Annotated in this window: 14 protein-coding genes; 9 read left to right on the plus strand and 5 right to left on the minus strand. The window is 72.1% G+C overall.

Annotated features, from left to right (window positions below; all coding sequences use genetic code 11):
* The first annotated feature begins 125 nt into the window (after positions 1-125).
* From ACFY9S_RS22630 to ACFY9S_RS22645, 4 genes are read left to right on the plus strand one after another with little or no spacing between them, the layout of a single operon-like run.
* A complete protein-coding gene (locus tag ACFY9S_RS22630; RefSeq protein WP_391131364.1) occupies positions 126-3,050 on the plus strand; it encodes a GNAT family N-acetyltransferase in 2,925 nt (974 codons plus the stop codon).
* A 51-nt stretch (positions 3,051-3,101) separates the two neighbouring features.
* Entirely contained in the window at positions 3,102-3,689 is a 588-nt protein-coding gene (locus ACFY9S_RS22635; protein ID WP_391131366.1) for a DUF5998 family protein, read from the plus strand.
* Positions 3,689-4,885, plus strand: a complete 1,197-nt coding sequence (locus ACFY9S_RS22640) for an alkaline phosphatase family protein (protein ID WP_391131368.1) — start codon at positions 3,689-3,691, stop codon at positions 4,883-4,885. The genes ACFY9S_RS22635 and ACFY9S_RS22640 overlap by 1 nt, the downstream gene beginning before the upstream one ends.
* Positions 4,886-4,931: 46 nt before the next feature.
* Positions 4,932-5,582 (plus strand): thymidine kinase, encoded by a 651-nt coding sequence (locus ACFY9S_RS22645; RefSeq protein ID WP_102913803.1) that lies wholly within the window; start codon positions 4,932-4,934, stop codon positions 5,580-5,582.
* A 22-nt stretch (positions 5,583-5,604) separates the two neighbouring features.
* Here the strand turns inward: ACFY9S_RS22645 and ACFY9S_RS22650 are convergent, their stop codons facing one another.
* On the minus strand, positions 5,605-6,408 hold the full coding sequence (locus ACFY9S_RS22650) for a VOC family protein (protein ID WP_391131370.1): 804 nt from the start codon (positions 6,406-6,408) through the stop codon (positions 5,605-5,607).
* Positions 6,409-6,658: 250 nt separating this feature from the next.
* Between ACFY9S_RS22650 and ACFY9S_RS22655 the strand changes: the two genes are divergently transcribed.
* Positions 6,659-7,510 carry a rhodanese-like domain-containing protein gene (locus tag ACFY9S_RS22655; protein ID WP_391131371.1) on the plus strand — a complete coding sequence of 284 codons (852 nt, stop codon included), beginning with the start codon at positions 6,659-6,661 and terminating at the stop codon, positions 7,508-7,510.
* Positions 7,511-7,573: 63 nt separating this feature from the next.
* Here the strand turns inward: ACFY9S_RS22655 and sepH are convergent, their stop codons facing one another.
* The 3 genes from sepH to ACFY9S_RS22670 all read right to left on the minus strand — a co-directional run bounded on the left by sepH (position 7,574) and on the right by ACFY9S_RS22670 (position 11,588).
* Complete coding sequence (gene sepH, locus ACFY9S_RS22660) at positions 7,574-8,614, minus strand: septation protein SepH (RefSeq protein ID WP_391131373.1); 1,041 nt, start codon at positions 8,612-8,614, stop codon at positions 7,574-7,576.
* Positions 8,615-9,070: 456 nt separating this feature from the next.
* The gene (locus ACFY9S_RS22665) at positions 9,071-10,390 is read right to left on the minus strand and encodes a D-arabinono-1,4-lactone oxidase (RefSeq protein WP_391131374.1); all 1,320 of its coding nucleotides are present in this window, start codon (positions 10,388-10,390) and stop codon (positions 9,071-9,073) included.
* Positions 10,350-11,588, minus strand: coding sequence for an MFS transporter (locus ACFY9S_RS22670; RefSeq protein ID WP_391131376.1), 1,239 nt, complete (start codon positions 11,586-11,588; stop codon positions 10,350-10,352). Before ACFY9S_RS22670 ends, ACFY9S_RS22665 begins: the two co-directional genes overlap by 41 nt.
* Before the next feature lie 159 nt (positions 11,589-11,747).
* Between ACFY9S_RS22670 and ACFY9S_RS22675 the strand changes: the two genes are divergently transcribed.
* Positions 11,748-12,875 (plus strand): ferrochelatase, encoded by a 1,128-nt coding sequence (locus tag ACFY9S_RS22675; protein ID WP_391131378.1) that lies wholly within the window; start codon positions 11,748-11,750, stop codon positions 12,873-12,875.
* Positions 12,876-12,883: 8 nt separating this feature from the next.
* Positions 12,884-13,699 carry an inositol monophosphatase family protein gene (locus ACFY9S_RS22680; RefSeq protein WP_391131380.1) on the plus strand — a complete coding sequence of 272 codons (816 nt, stop codon included), beginning with the start codon at positions 12,884-12,886 and terminating at the stop codon, positions 13,697-13,699.
* Positions 13,700-13,761: 62 nt separating this feature from the next.
* On the opposite strand, the gene ACFY9S_RS22685 is transcribed toward ACFY9S_RS22680, so the two are convergent.
* Positions 13,762-13,935 (minus strand): hypothetical protein, encoded by a 174-nt coding sequence (locus tag ACFY9S_RS22685; RefSeq protein WP_179272427.1) that lies wholly within the window; start codon positions 13,933-13,935, stop codon positions 13,762-13,764.
* Positions 13,936-14,345: 410 nt separating this feature from the next.
* Here ACFY9S_RS22685 and ACFY9S_RS22690 point away from each other — a divergent pair, with 410 nt between their 5' ends.
* Complete coding sequence (locus tag ACFY9S_RS22690) at positions 14,346-14,999, plus strand: response regulator transcription factor (protein WP_003993508.1); 654 nt, start codon at positions 14,346-14,348, stop codon at positions 14,997-14,999.
* 6 nt (positions 15,000-15,005) lie between these two features.
* Positions 15,006-16,238, plus strand: a complete 1,233-nt coding sequence (locus ACFY9S_RS22695) for an ATP-binding protein (RefSeq protein ID WP_391131382.1) — start codon at positions 15,006-15,008, stop codon at positions 16,236-16,238.
* The last annotated feature ends 22 nt before the right edge of the window (positions 16,239-16,260 follow it).

A 16,260-nucleotide genomic window follows, 5' to 3' on the forward strand; every position in this document is an offset into this window, starting at 1 on the left:
AGCCCGCCCGGAGCGGTCCTCGCGTTCCGCTCCAGGGGTGCCGTCGGATCGCGGCCTCGACCCGACTGACGCCCTCCACAGACTGCCTCGCGCCACTGTCGGACGCTAGCCGTACTCTGGGGCCCATGCAGACCTCGCCGGACCGGCACGAGTATCCCGCCCACTGGGAAGCCGACGTGGTGCTGCGCGACGGAGGCACCGCGCGCATCCGGCCCATCACCGTTGATGACGCCGATCGCCTGGTCAGCTTCTACGAGCAGGTCTCCGACGAGTCGAAGTACTACCGCTTCTTCGCGCCGTACCCTCGCCTGTCCGCCAAGGACGTCCACCGCTTCACGAACCACGACTTTGTGGACCGGGTGGGACTCGCGGCCACGATCGGCGGCGAGTTCATCGCCACCGTACGCTACGACCGGATCGGCGCGGACGGAACGCCCGCGTCGGCACCCGCCCACCCGTCTCCCGCCACCGCCCGTGCCGGAGGGCGCTCCGCGCCCGCCCCTTCTGAATGGGCCGAGGTCGCCTTCCTCGTACAGGACGCCCACCAGGGCCGCGGGGTCGCCTCCGCCCTGCTCGAACACATCGGTGCCGTCGCCCGCGAGCGCGGCATCCGCCGCTTCGCCGCCGAGGTACTGCCCGCCAACACCAAGATGATCAAGGTGTTCACGGACGCCGGCTACACACAGAAGCGCAGCTTCGAGGACGGCGTCGTCCGTCTGGAGTTCGACCTCGAACCCACCGACCGCTCCCTCGCCGTGCAGTACGCCCGCGAACACCGCGCCGAGGCACGCTCCGTGCAGCGGCTGCTCGCCCCCGGCTCGGTCGTCGTCATCGGCGCCGGGCGCACCCCGGGCGGCGTGGGCCGCAGCGTCCTCGGCAACATCCGCGACGCCGGCTTCACCGGCCGCCTGTACGCCGTGAACAAGGCCCTTCCCGAGGAGCAGAAGGAGCTCGACGGCGTGCCCGCGCACCGCTCGGTGCGGGACATCGACGGCCCGGTCGACCTCGCCGTCGTCGCCGTACCGGCCGAGCAGGTCCCCGAGGTCGTCACCGAGTGCGGCGAACACGGCGTGCAGGGGCTCGTCGTGGTCTCCGCCGGGTACGCCGAGAGCGGCCACGAGGGGCGCGAACGCCAGCGAGCCCTCGTCCGGCACGCGCGCACGTACGGCATGCGCATCATCGGCCCCAACGCCTTCGGCGTCATCAACACCTCCCCGCGGGTACGGCTCAACGCCTCCCTCGCCCCCGAGGTGCCGCGTCCCGGCCGGATCGGCCTGTTCGCCCAGTCCGGTGCCATCGGCATCGCCCTGCTGTCCCGGCTGCACCGGCGCGGCGGCGGCGTCACGGGCGTGACCGGCGTCTCCACCTTCGTCTCCTCCGGCAACCGCGCCGACGTCTCCGGCAACGATGTCCTGCAGTACTGGTACGAGGACCCCGACACCGACGTCGTCCTCATGTACCTGGAGTCCATCGGCAATCCCCGCAAGTTCACCCGCCTCGCCCGCCGGACCGCCGCGGCCAAGCCCCTCGTCGTCGTCCAGGGGGCGCGGCACGGCGCCGCCCCCCAGGGACACGCCGTACGGGCGACCCGGCTGCCGCACGCGACCGTGTCGGCGCTGCTGCGCCAGGCCGGCGTCATCCGCGTCGACACCATCACCGAGCTGGTGGACGCGGGCCTGCTGCTCGCCCGCCAGCCCCTGCCCGCCGGCCCCAGGGTGGCCATCCTGGGCAACTCGGAGTCGCTCGGCCTGCTCACGTACGACGCGTGCCTCGCCGAGGGCCTGCGGCCGCACCCCCCGCAGGACCTGACCACCGCGGCCTCCGCGGCGGACTTCCACGCCGCCCTGTCCCGCGCGCTCGCCGACGACCGGTGCGACGCCGTGGTCGTCACCGCCATACCGGCGGTGGGGGAGGGCTCGGTCGGCGACGCGGCCCTCGCACAGGCCCTGCGCTCGGCCTCGGCCGCGGCCCCGGGCAAGCCGGTCCTGGTGGTCCACGTGGAGCTCGGCGGCCTGGCGGAGGCCCTGTCGGCGGCGGCGAGCACGGCACCCCAGACCGGTTCGGACAATAATCCGCAGGAATCTCCTGCGGGGGCGTCACGCGCCGAGTCGGGCAAATATCCTCGAGGCCTGCCCGGTTCGGCACCTGCAGAGCAACACCTCCCCGCCACCGAGGCCCCCGAAGGCGCGCACCTCATCCCCGCCTATCCCGCCGCCGAGCGTGCCGTCCGCGCCCTCGGCCAGGCCGTCGCCTACGCGCAGTGGCGGCGCGAGGCCGCCGCCCCCGGCAAGGTGCCCGAGTACGAGGACATCGACGAGAAGGGCGCCGCCGCACTGATCGACGGCCTGCTCGCGCGCGGGCAGGGACTCACACTCGGCACGGACGAGACCTGCGACCTCCTCGGCCATTACGGCGTCCAGGTCCACCGCGCCCTGCCCGCCCCGACCCCCGACGCCGCCGCCGAAGCCGCCCGCACCCTCGGCTACCCCGTGGCACTCAAGGCCACGGCCCCGCACCTCAGGCACCGCGCCGACCTGGGCGGCGTCCGCCTCGACCTCGCCGACGAGGAACAACTGCGCCGGTCGTACACCGAGTTGACCGAGCTGTTCGGCGCGCCGGAGGAGCTGCGGCCGGTGGTGCAGCGGATGGCGCCGCGCGGCGTGGACGTGGTCGTGCGGGCCGTCATCGACCCCGCGGCCGGAGCCGTGCTCTCCTTCGGGCTCGCCGGGGCCGCCTCACAACTGCTCGGGGACACGGCGCACCGGCTGATCCCGGTCACCGACCGGGAGGCGACCTCGCTGGTGCGCTCGATCCGCACCGCCCCCCTGCTGTTCGGCTGGCGCGGCTCCGCTCCGGCCGACACCCGGGCCCTGGAGGAACTGCTGCTGCGGGTCTCCCGGCTGGTCGACGACCACCCCGAGGTCGTCGCGGTCACCCTGGAGCCGGTCGTCGTCGCCGCGCACGGCCTGAGCGTCCTCGGTGCCTCCGTCCGCCTCGCGTCCCCGCCCGCCCGCGACGACCTCGGCCCGCGGACCCTCCCCGCCTACTGACAGGGGGCGACCTGTCCCTCGCAGTCAGTGGTCCCCCGTAGGATGGGCGTCATGGCCAAGACCAGTACGACGACCCAGGGGCTGCGGGCGGCGATCGAGCGCAGCGGCTACTACCCCGCCCTCGTGGCCGAGGCGGTGGAGGCCGCCGTGGGCGGTGAGCCCATGCGGTCGTTCCTGGTCCACCAGGAGACGACGTTCGACCAGAACGAGGTACGGCGACACGTGACCGTGCTCGTCCTCACGGACAACCGCTTCATCGTCAGCCACACCGACGAACAGGCCGCCGACAGCACCTCCCCGACGCCCTACGCCACGACGTCGACGGAGTCGGTGAAGATCGGCCGCATCTCGTCGGTCGTGGTCAGCCGCGTGGTCGCCAACCCCGAGTCGTACAAGCCGGGCACGCTGCCCCGCGAGGTCGTCCTCACCATCGGCTGGGGCGCCGTCTCCCGTATCGACCTGGAACCGGCCGCCTGCGGCGACCCCAACTGCGAGGCGGACCACGGCTACACCGGCAATTCGACGGCGGACGACCTCAGCCTGCGCGTCAGCGAGGCCGGGGACGGACCGGAGACCGTGCGTGAGGCGCTCGCGTTCGCGCAGGCCCTCTCCGAGGCGACCGCGGACACGACCCGCTGATGGCACAGCCCAAGACGGCCTGGGACCCCCACCCCGAACCGCTGACCGTCGCCTCCGCACCCGCCCCCGAGTACGGCAGCGGATCGCTCGCCGACCTCCTGCCCACGCTGGCCGCCGGTCTCGGCGTACCGGACATGAGCGCGACGATCGCCGAGCTGACCCCCGCCGACCGGAACTGCGTGTTCCTGATCGACGGTCTCGGCTGGGAGCAGCTGAGGGCGCACCCCGAGGACGCGCCCTTCATGACGTCCCTGCTCGCCACCTCGCGCGGCGGCACCGGGCGTCCGCTCACCGCCGGCTACCCGGCGACCACGGCGACCTCCCTCGCCTCCGTCGGCACCGGCCTGCCGCCCGGCGCGCACGGCCTGCCCGGCTACACCGTCCGCAACCCGGACACCGGCGAGCTGATGAACCAGCTGCGCTGGCAGCCGTGGACCCAGCCCGGCGTCTGGCAGCCGTACCCCACGGTCTTCCAGCGGGCGCACGAGGCCGGGGTGCACGCCGCGCAGGTGTCCTCCCCGACCTTCCAGAACACCCCGCTGACCAGGGTCGCGCTCAGCGGCGGAACGTTCCTGGGGCGGCTGACCGGCGAAGACCGCATGGACCTGGCGGCCGAGCAACTGGCCGCGGGCGACCGCTCCCTGGTGTACACGTACTTCGCCGAGGTGGACGGCGCCGGTCACCGCTTCGGCGTCGACTCCGACACCTGGCGCGGCCAGCTCATGTACGCCGACCGCCTGGTGCAGCGCCTGGCCGAGCAACTGCCGCCGCGCAGCGCCCTCTACATCACCGCGGACCACGGCATGATCGACGTGCCGTTCGACGAGCAGCACCGCATCGACTTCGACGAGGACTGGGAGCTGAGCGCCGGGGTCGCCCTGCTCGGCGGCGAGGGCCGCGCCCGCCATGTCTACGCGGTGCCCGGCGCGGCGAACGACGTCCTGACCTGCTGGCGCGAGGTGCTCGGCGAGCAGTTCTGGGTGGCCTCACGCGACGAGGCCATCGCGGCGGGCTGGTTCGGCCCGCAGATCGACGAACGGGTGTACGGCAGGATCGGTGACGTGGTCGCGGCCGCGCGGGACGACGTCCTGCTCATCGCCTCCGAGCGGGAGCCCAAGGAGTCGGCCATGGTCGGCAACCACGGTTCGATGACCCCCGCCGAGCAGCTGGTCCCCCTGCTCGAAGTACGCTCCTGACACTGCCCCACGCCGACCTCTCACGCCGAAAGGTGCTCAACTCCACATGCCCGAGCTGGTGTTCTTCTGCGGAACCATGGACTGCGGCAAGTCGACGCTGGCTCTCCAGATCGAGCACAACCGCTCGGCGCGCGGCCTGCAGGGCATGATCTTCTCGCGTGACGACCGGGCCGGCGAGGGCAAGCTGTCCTCGCGTCTCGGCCTGGTGACGGACGCGGTGGAGGTCGGCGACGGGCAGGACCTCTACGGCTATCTCGTCGACCATCTCTCGCAGGGCGGCCGCGCCGACTACGTGATCGCCGACGAGGCGCAGTTCCTCGCACCGGAGCAGATCGACCAACTCGCGCGTGTGGTCGACGACCTGAACCTCGACGTCTACGCCTTCGGCATCACGACCGACTTCCGCTCCAAGCTGTTCCCCGGCTCGCAGCGGCTGGTGGAGCTGGCCGACCGGGTCGAGGTGCTCCAGGTCGAGGCCCTGTGCTGGTGCGGAGCCCGCGCCACGCACAACGCCCGCACCATAGGCGGGGTGATGGTCGTCGAGGGCGCCCAGGTGGTCGTCGGCGACGTCACCCACTCCGCCGACGAGGTCGGGTACGAGGTGCTGTGCCGCCGTCACCACCGCCGCCGGATGACCGCGGCGACCTCCCACGCGGCGGCCCTGTCCCCGGACGTGCTGCCGGTGACCTCCGCCTGACCCGCGTCCGGCGCTCCGGCCGTCAGCCCGGCCGTTGCAGCAGCGCGAACCGCGCGCCTTCCGGGTCCGCCACCCTCGCCACCCGCCCGTGGGCGGTGTCGTGCACCGGCTTGAGGACCTGCCCGCCCAGGTGGACGAGATGGTCCACGGCGTCGTCGACATCGGCGACCTGGAAGTACGTGACCCAGTGCGGCCCCCGGTCGCGGGGCAGCGCGTGCCCCACACCGTGGATGCCGGCGACGGGCCCGCCGCCCAGGTGCAGGGTCACGTAGTCGAAGTCGGCGGAGACCACCGGCTCCTCCTCGTAGCCGAACACCGTGCGGTAGAACTTGGCCACGCTCGCCGACTCGTAGGTCAGCAGCTCGTTCCAGGCGGGCGTGCCGGAAACGCCCGAGACGGCGGTGCCCAGGTGCGCGGCGGCCTGCCAGATGCCGAAGACCGCGCCCGCGGGGTCGGAGCCGATCGCCAGGCGGCCGGCGTCGGCGGCGTCCAGCGGACCCACGCCGATCGTTCCGCCGCGGCTGCGCACCGTTTCGGCCGTCAGATCCACGTTCTCCGAGGCGAAGTAGGGGGTCCATGCGATGGGCAGATGGCGGTCCGGCGGCAGCCGGCCGAGGCCGGCCACCTCGCGCCCGTCGAGCAGCGCGCGCACATATGGGCCGAGCTGCTGGGGGCCCGGCTGGAACTCCCAGCCGAACAGCGCTCCGTAGAACTCCTCGGTCGCGTCCAGGCCGTGCACCATCAGGCTCACCCAGCAGGGCGCACCGGGCGCGTGCCGGGTGGGTGTGTCACCGTTCGGCCCGGCGGACCCCCGTGCGTCGGTCATCGTCACTCTCTTCTCGGCCTCGCGGTGGCCGTGCTCTCCGCAGCCTGGTGGGGCAGCCCTGTGGGGCGTCCCTTGTCCGGGAGAATGCCCGATGTGCGGGCCTCGTCCCTCGCGGCGCGCTTGTAGGCAGGTGTCGTTCAGCTGTACAGCATGTGCTTGTTCCCGTACAACGTGTGATCGCTCCGCTCCGGCCGAGCAGAGTAGCCGGACACGGACGGCTCGGCCACCCCCGTACGCGAGGATGGGGACCATGAACGCCATCATCTCCGCATCCGACCTCGTGAAGGACCTCGACAGCGCCCGCCCGCCGGTCCTGCTCGATGTCCGCTGGCAACTCAGCGCGGCCAAGGCGGCCGGCGAACCGCCGTTCGACGGCCGGGCCGCGTACGAGGCAGGGCACCTGCCCGGGGCCGTCTACGTCGACCTGGACCGGGAGTTGGCCTCCGAGCCCGGCAAGGGCGGCCGGCATCCGCTGCCGGACCTCGCGCGTTTCGGTACCGCGATGCGCCGGGCGGGCGTGTCGGCCGGCACACCGGTGATCGTCTACGACGGCGGCCAGGGCTGGGCGGCGGCCCGGGCGTGGTGGCTGCTGCGCTGGACGGGTCACCCGGACGTGCGGGTCCTCGACGGCGGGTTGCCGTCCTGGGAGGGGCCGTTGGAGAAGTCCGTGCCGGCTCCGGCCGAGGGCGACTTCGTGCCCGAGCCGGGGACGACGGGGCTGCTCGACGCGGATGCCGCCGCGGCTCTGGCCCGGTCCGGTGTGCTGCTGGACGCGCGGGCGGGGGAGCGGTACCGGGGCGAGGTGGAGCCGATCGACCCGGTGGCCGGGCACATCCCGGGCGCGGTGTCGGCACCCACCACGGAGAACGTGGGGGCCGACGGGCGCTTCCTGCCCACCGGGGAACTGCGGGCGCGGTTCCAGGGACTTGGCGTGAGGGAGGGTTCTCGGGTCGGGGTGTACTGCGGGTCGGGGGTCTCCGCCGCCCACGAGGTTCTGGCGCTGGCCGCTGCGGGCATTCCGGCCGAGCTGTACGTGGGTTCGTGGTCGGAGTGGTCCTCGGACCCGGACCGGCCGGTCGCCGTCGGGCCGGACCCGCAGTGACCCGACACGAGGAGGGGGCCGTGCCCGGAAGGCACGGCCCTCGTCGTCCGACGGCGGAACCGGCTACTCCTGCTTCTTGCGCCGCGTCCCGAACACGATCTCGTCCCAGCTCGGTACGGCCGCTCTGCGGCCCGGGCGTACGCCGTCAGCCTCGGCCTGGCGGTCGGTGGCACCGACGAGCCGGTCACGGTGGCTGCCCACCGATCGCGGCATGAGGACGTCCGCGTAGGCGGATCCGGCCGAGGCGGCGGGAGCCGGAGGCTCCTCCTCCTCGACCTCGGCGACGACGGGCTCCTCCTCGGGCTCCGCCGGGGGCAGTTCCGGGACGACGAGGTCGCCGCGGAAGCTCGGCACCGCCTCCAGCAGGCTGGTCAGGGAATCCCGCTCGCCCGTGATCTCCTCGTCCGGTTCGGACGCCTGCGCGGGCAGGCTGGGCCGCTCGCGCTCGCGCTCGGGGCGGTCCAGCGGTCTGTCGCGCGGCAGCCGGGCGATCCGGGGGACGAACGGGAAGCTGGGCTCCGGCGCGGCCAGGTCGTCGGACTCGCCGATCAGGGAGCGCGCCTCGTCGTCGACGGCCTGGACGAGCCGCCGGGGCGGGTCGTACGTCCAGCTCGCCGAGTGCGGCTCGCCCGCGACGCGGTAGACCAGCAGGACTTCCCATGTGCCGTCGTCGCGACGCCATGAGTCCCACTGGACGGTGTCCTTGTCGGCGCCGCGCAGCAGCAGCCGTTCCTGCACGGCCTCGCCCAGCGGCGGACCGGAGTTCTCGCCGGGGCGGCGGACCGGGGTCTTGCGGGCCCGCTCGGCCATGAAGGCACGCTCGGCGAGCACGGGGCCCTCGAAGCGGCGCACCCGGTCGACGGGGATGCCGGCCATCTGCGCGACCTCTTCCGCGGTCGCGCCGGCACGTATACGCGCCTGGATGTCGCGGGGGCGGAGGTGGCTCTCGACCTCGATCTCGATCTGGCCGAGGCGGGGACGGTCGCCGCGCACGGCGGCGCGCAGGCGTTCGTCGATAGGAAGGGTGTACTCCGTGGAGTCGGCAGCCTTCAGCACCAGCCGTGTGCCGTCATTCGAGACGGCCACGACACGCAGTTCGGGCATGGGGACCTCCCGGGTGGTGCCTGCCGACGTCACGTGCGTCGCTGCTTCCGCTAGTCGAGTGTGGCCTGCCCGGGTGCAGCCTGCCACAACCTTGCCGAGTTGCCCGGCGTGTCGGGCGCGGGCCCTGGATCGCCGTTATGGCACGGTTACCTATTCGCAACGCTAAGTGACGAACTCCATCACCCTGTGCAACTAGCCCCCTCCCGGCGGTCCTTAAAGGCCCTGTACACCCGGACGGGAGACCGGACCCAGGGCTCGCCACAGTACTCCATTCGGGCCACGTGCGTGGATTGGCGCGCCGCCCAACTTCTGGCGAGGGGTGGGACTTGCCCGCGCCTTCCCCTGTTCCGTGATCTCGAACGTGGGGAACTTCACGTAATCACCAGAATCGGAACCTAAGGGTCTCGGTCGCGCAGCCCCTTCTTGTGCAGTTGAGCGACCGTGTCAGTGCGTCGCCTACGCCCCCAGAACCCTCCGCAAGTAGTCGTTCTGGAACAGCCGGTCAGGATCGAGTCGATCCCGCAGCGCCGTGAACTCGCCGAAGCGCGGATACACCCGGGAGAAGTACTCGGCGTCCCGCGTGTGGACCTTGCCCCAGTGCGGACGGCCCTCGTGGGCGGTGAAGATGCGCTCGGCCGCGGTGAAGTACCGCTGGTAGGGGGTGCCCTGGAACATGTGGACGGCGATGTACGCGCTGTCCCGGCCGGAGGCGGTGGACAGTGCGATGTCGTCGGCGGGGGCGGTGCGCACCTCGACGGGGAAGCTGACCCTGAGGCCGGAGCGGTCGACCATCGCCTTCAGCTCGCGCAGCGTCTCGACGACGGCCGCGCGCGGAACGGCGTACTCCATCTCCACGAAGCGCACCCGGCGCGGGGACGTGAAGACCTTGTACGGGATGTCCGTGTAGGTCCGTGCGGACAGGGCCTTGCTGGAGATCTGGGCGATCGCGGGGATCGTGGCGGGCGCCGCGCGGCCGACCCAGTTGGCCACCTGGAAGACGCCGTTGGAGAGGAACTCGTCCTCGAACCAGCTCTTGAGCTGCGGCACGGGCTGCTCCGGGCCCGCGCTGCGGTTGTTGCGCTTGGTGTTGGTGCTGCCGGTGTGCGGAAACCAGTAGAACTCGAAGTGCTCGTTCTCGGCCCAGAGTTCCTCGAAATCGGAGAGGACCCTGTCGAAGGGCATCGGCTCCTCGCGGGCCGCGAGCAGGAAGACCGGCTCGACGGCGAAGGTGATCGCGGTGACTATGCCCAGGGCGCCGAGGCCGATGCGGGCGGCGGCGAAGACCTCCGGGTTCTCCTTCTCGGAGCAGGTGAGGACGGAACCGTCGGCGGTGACCAGCTCCAGGCCCGTGATCTGGGCGGCGATCGAGCCGGAGTCGCGGCCCGTGCCGTGCGTGCCGGTACTGGTGGCGCCGGAGACCGTCTGCTCCATGATGTCGCCCATGTTCGTGAGCGACAGACCCTCACGGGCGAGGGCCACGTTGAGCCTCTTGAGCGGGGTGCCGGCCTCCACCGTGACCGTCATGTTCTCGCGATCAACATTGCGTATGCCGGTCAGCAGTTGAGGGCGGATCAACATGCCGTCCGTCGCGGCTATGGAGGTGAAGGAGTGCCCGGCGCCGACGGCCTTCACCCTCAGACCGTCCTCGGCGGCCCGCCGCACCGCGGCGGCCAGCTCATCGACGGAAGCAGGGGTGACCTCCCGCGTCGGACGGGCCGAGACGTTGCCGCCCCAGTTACGCCACGTGCCGTTCTTTCCGTTCGCTGTGCTGCTCAACGGAGCCTCCCCGACCCGGTGCCGGTCGCTTGAGCCGGCGGAACCCGAGGAAACCCACCGCGACCGCGACGGCCCCGGCCACCGCCGGAACCCCGTACCCGGCACGCGCCCCGGCGGCGTCGATCACCCAGCCGGCCACGGAGGAGCCGAGTGCGACACCCGCCGCGAGCCCGGTGCTCACCCAGGTCATCCCCTCGGTGAGCTGCGCGCGTGGTACGTGCTCTTCGATGAGGGACATGGTCGTGATCATCGTCGGAGCGATGGACAGACCCGCAACGAACAGCGCCACGGCCAGAAACGGCAAGTTTCCGACCAGTAGGAGGGGGATCATACTCACGGCCATGGCACACACGCCCAGCAGCCACCGGCGTTCCGGTGGCCCGGCGAAGTGCAGCAGCCCGTAAACCATGCCCGCCACACAGGAACCCGCCGCGTACACCGCGAGGACGACACTGGCGGCGGCCTTGTGCCCCTCCTCCTCCGCGAAGGCCACGGTGACCACGTCGACCGCTCCGAAGATCGCCCCGGTCGCCACGAAGGTGGCCACCAAGACCTGAAGGCCCCGCGAGCGCATCGCCGTCCCGCCGCCCCGCCGCTCGCGCGGGTGGGGTTCGGGCTCGGTGGCGCGCTGCGCGGTCAGTGAGAACACGCCGACCGCCAGGAAGCAGGCGGCGAGCAGCGGACCGGCCTCCGGGAACCAGGCCGTGGACAGGCCGATGGAGATGATCGGCCCGATGATGAAGCACACCTCGTCCATCACGGACTCGAAGGAGTACGCGGTGTGCAGCTGCGGCGTCCCCCGGTACAGGGCCGCCCAGCGGGCCCGGATCATCGCGCCGACGCTCGGGACGCAGCCGATGCCCACGCACGCCGCGAACAGCGCCCAGTCCGGCCACCCGTAATGCGCCGCACACAGCAGGAGGGCCGCCGCGGCCAGTGAGATCAGCGTCGCCGGGCGCAGCACGCGCCGCTGCCCGTACCGGTCGACCAGCCGCGAGACCTGCGGTCCGGCCACCGCGGCGGACAGCGCGATGGTGGCCGACAGGGCACCGGCCAGGCCGTACCTCCCGGTGAGCTGGGAGACCATCGTGACGACGCCGATGCCCATCATCGATATCGGGATACGACCGACGAAACCCGCGATGGAGAAGCCCTTGGAGCCGGGGGCTCCGAACAGGGCGCGATAAGGGCTGGGCACGGGGTCTCCGGAAGACTCAGTAAGCTGCGAACGCAGTCGGCACAGATTACGCCTCGGGATGCGCCCGACGCACCCGTCAAGGCCTGCTTCGGGCCGTCCGCCGCGCAGGTGTCTCCCCGCCGTTTCCCGGCTGTCAGTGCAGGGTGGCAGGATCGACTCATGCCAGACGCGCGCGATGTCAGTCCCTACGACGCCCTGCTCCTGCTCTCGTTCGGCGGCCCGGAAGGCCCGGACGACGTGGTCCCGTTCCTGGAGAACGTGACGCGTGGGCGAGGCATCCCCAAGGAACGCCTCAAGGAAGTCGGACAGCACTACTTCCTCTTCGGCGGGGTCAGCCCGATCAACGACCAGAACCGCGCCCTGCTGGACGCCCTGCGCAAGGACTTCGCCGACCACGGCCTGGACCTGCCGGTCTACTGGGGCAACCGCAACTGGGCCCCGTACCTCACGGACACGCTGCGCGAGATGGTCCGCGACGGCCGCCGCCGCGTCCTGGTCCTCGCCACCAGCGCCTACGCCTCGTACTCGGGCTGCCGCCAGTACCGCGAGAACCTCGCCGACGCGCTCGCGGCCCTGGAGGCGGAAGGCCTGGAGCTGCCGAAGGTCGACAAGCTGCGGCACTACTTCAACCACCCCGGCTTCCTGGAGCCCATGATCGACGGGGTGCTCCAGTCCCTCGTCGAGCTTCCCGAGGACGTCAGGGACGGGGCGCACCTCGCCTTCTCGACGCACTCGATCCCGACAGCCTCCGCCGACACCTCCGGCCCCGTCGAGGAGCACGGCGACGGCGGCGCCTACGTGAAGCAGCACCTGGACGTGGCGCAGCAGATCGCCGACGCCGTCCGGGAGCGCACCGGCGTCGACCACCCCTGGCAGCTCGTCTACCAGTCCCGCTCGGGCGCCCCGCACATCCCGTGGCTGGAGCCCGACATCTGCGACCACCTCGACGAACGACACGCCGCCGGCGTCCCGGCCGTCGTCATCGCCCCCATCGGCTTCGTCTCCGACCACATGGAGGTCCTCTACGACCTCGACACGGAGGCCAGGGCCCGGGCCGAGGAGCTCGGGCTGCCGATGCGGCGCTCGGCCACCGTCGGCGCCGACCCGAGGTTCGCCGCCGCGATCCGCGAGCTCGTCGTGGAGCGCGCCGCCACCGAGCGCGGGCAGGACGTCACGCCGTGCGCCCTGGGCGCCCTCGGGGCGAGCCACGACCTCTGCCCGGTCGGCTGCTGCCCGGCCCGCGCCCCCCGGCCCGCCGCCGCGGGCGCCGACAGCACCTACGCGTGAGGAGCCCCGTGACCGACCCCCTGCACACGGACCTGCTCGACCTGGCCCAGGAGGCCGCCCGCCGCGCCGGGGCGCTGCTGCGGGACGGGCGTCCGGCCGACCTCGCGGTCGCCGCTACCAAGTCCAGCCCCATCGACGTCGTCACCGAGATGGACATCGCGGCGGAGAAGCTGATCACGAGCCTGATCGCCGAGCGCCGCCCGGACGACGGCGTCCTCGGCGAGGAGGGCGCCGCCACGGAGGGCACGAGCGGCGTCCGCTGGGTGATCGACCCGCTCGACGGCACCGTGAACTACCTGTACGGCTTGCCCACCTGGGCCGTCTCCATCGCCGCCGAGCAGGACGGCGAGACCGTGGTCGGCGTCGTCGCGGCCCCGATGCGCGGCGAGACGTTCCACGCCGTGCGCGGCCGGGGCGCCTGGGCCACCGGCGCCTGGGACGGCGAGCGCGGGCTGGTCTGCCGCCCCGCGCCGCCCCTGGACCAGGCGCTGGTCTCGACGGGCTTCAACTACGTCGCCGACGTCCGGGCCCACCAGGCCGACGTGGCCCAGCGGCTGATCCCGCTGCTGCGCGACATCCGGCGCGGCGGCTCGGCCGCGGTCGACCTGTGCGACGTGGCCGCCGGACGCCTCGACGGCTACTACGAGCGCGGTCTGCACCCGTGGGACCTCGCGGCGGGGGACCTCATCGCGCGGGAGGCGGGCGCGCTCACCGGTGGACGCCCCGGGGAGCGCCCGTCGGGCGATCTGGCAGTGGCGGGCACTCCCGGCGTCTTCGAGCCTCTCCAGCGCCTCCTGGAGGACTTCGGAGCCTGGCACGACTGAGCGGCGGACAACCGAGCGGGCCCCGGCGCTGGATTCGCCGGGGCCCGCTTCGTACGGCCTGATCAGACGCTCGTCGCGCCGACCTCCACACCGTGCTCGGCGGCGAGACGGCGCAGGTCGTCGAGCTCGCCCTGCTCCACTTCGACGAGGAATTCGTCGCCCTCGTCGCGAGCCCGGGACAGATCGGACTCGGTCGCCCTTATGCGCTGCAGAAGTCCTGCGGTGAATGCGTCCATGCTGCGCCCCCTCGTCCTGGGTCGTGGGTCGATGGCACGGGGGTGTGCCGTTCGGAAGGGACGATCACGCCGCATGTGGATGCCCAGCGCCGCTCGGCCGGGCGGCGACGGTGCCGGACAGCCACGCCCGCTCTGCGGAAGCGGATTGATGCGCACCGCATGGTGGTGCGGCGCCAGCAGAGCGTGATCGTGGGATGTAAAGCCGTCCTCCCCAAGCTCCCTTCCGTGGAAACCTAACCGGAGGAGAAAATCTCGTATCCCCCCCGGATCACCGGCCTCTCACCCGCCTTACCTCCGACTTATGGCCGAAAAGGGCAGGATGGAGGCAACACACCGAGGCACCGTCGAAGACCCCTGCCCGCGTGCGCCCTACAGGGCTGCGCGGGTGGACATGAGGAAGGACCAGGAACGTGCGCGTACTCGTCGTCGAGGACGAGCAACTGCTCGCCGATGCGGTGGCCACCGGACTGCGCCGGGAGGCCATGGCCGTCGACGTCGTGTACGACGGCGCGGCCGCCCTGGAGCGCATCGGCGTCAACGACTACGACGTGGTCGTCCTCGACCGCGACCTGCCCCTCGTGCACGGCGACGACGTGTGCCGCAAGATCGTCGAACTGGGCATGCCCACGCGCGTGCTGATGCTGACGGCCAGCGGCGACGTCAGCGACCGGGTCGAGGGGCTGGAGATCGGCGCCGACGACTACCTGCCCAAGCCGTTCGCGTTCAGTGAGCTCATCGCACGCGTGCGCGCCCTCGGCCGGCGCACCAGCGTGCCCCTGCCGCCCGTCCTGGAGCGCGCCGGGATCAAGCTCGACCCCAACCGCCGCGAGGTCTTCCGCGACGGCAAGGAGGTCCAGCTCGCGCCCAAGGAGTTCGCCGTTCTGGAGGTGCTGATGCGCAGCGAGGGCGCCGTCGTCTCCGCGGAGCAGCTCCTGGAGAAGGCCTGGGACGAGAACACCGACCCGTTCACCAACGTCGTACGCGTGACGGTCATGACCCTGCGCCGCAAGCTGGGCGAGCCGCCCGTCATCGTCACCGTCCCCGGCTCCGGCTACCGGATCTGATACCCCGTGGCAGCGTCCCCCGCGCCCCCGCAGGCACCCCCCAAGCCCACCTGGGACCCCAGAAGGCCCGTGCCGCCCGTCCCCTGGCTGCGCCCGACCATCCGCATAAGGCTCACGCTGCTCTACGGCGGCATGTTCCTGATCGCGGGCATCCTGCTGCTGTCGATCATCTACCTGCTGGCCGCCCAGGCCTTGAACGTGGGCAGCGAGCTGCCGTTCAAGATCGTGGAGGGCAAGGTCACCAGCGACATCTGCAACCTGCCCGACCAGGCCTCGCCCGCCGAGTTCAACAACGCCATGAACCACTGCGTCAACGAGCAGCGCCAGAACGCCCTGGACAATCTGCTCAGCCGCTCGCTGCTGGCCCTGCTGGGCCTGGCGGTCATCGCGTTCGCCTTCGGCTACGCCATGGCCGGCCGCGTCCTGTCACCGCTGGGCCGGATCACCCGCACCGCCCGCGCGGTGGCCGGCTCCGACCTCTCCCGGCGGATCGAGCTGGACGGCCCGGACGACGAGCTGAAGGAGCTGGCGGACACCTTCGACGACATGCTGGAGCGCCTCCAGCGCGCCTTCACCGCCCAGCAGCGCTTCGTCGGCAACGCCTCGCATGAACTGAGAACGCCGTTGGCGATCAACCGCACGCTCCTCGAGGTGCACCTGTCCGACCCGGGCGCCCCCACCGAACTCCAGCAGCTGGGCAAGACCCTGCTGGCCACCAACGAGCGCAGCGAGCAGCTGGTGGAGGGCCTGCTGCTGCTCGCCCGCAGCGACAACCAGATCGTCGAGCGGGGCCCGGTGGACCTGGCCGAGGTCGCCGGGCAGGCCATTGACCAGGTGCACGGCGAAGCCGAGAGCAAGGGCGTGACCATCCGCGGCGAACAGAAGCCCGCGGTCGTCCAGGGCAACGGCGTGCTGCTGGAGCGGATCGCGCTCAACCTGCTGCAGAACGCCGTGCGCTACAACGTGGCGGAGGGCGGCTGGGTCGAGGTCACCACCGAGGTCACGCACGGCCAGGCGGTCCTGGTCGTGTCCAACACGGGCCCGGTCGTGCCGGCGTACGAGATCGACAACCTCTTCGAGCCGTTCCGGCGGCTGCGCACGGAGCGGACGGGCAGCGACAAGGGCGTCGGGCTCGGGCTGTCCATCGTCCGGTCCGTGGCCCGGGCACACGGCGGGCACATCTACGCCCAGCCGCGTGAGGGGGGTGGACTCGTCATGCGCGTCACGCTGCCGATCTGAGATCATGTCGCCGATTCACTCG

It is taken from the genome of Streptomyces sp. NPDC012474 (assembly GCF_042955185.1).
In the GTDB taxonomy this organism is placed as follows: Bacteria; Actinomycetota; Actinomycetes; order Streptomycetales; family Streptomycetaceae; genus Streptomyces; species Streptomyces cahuitamycinicus.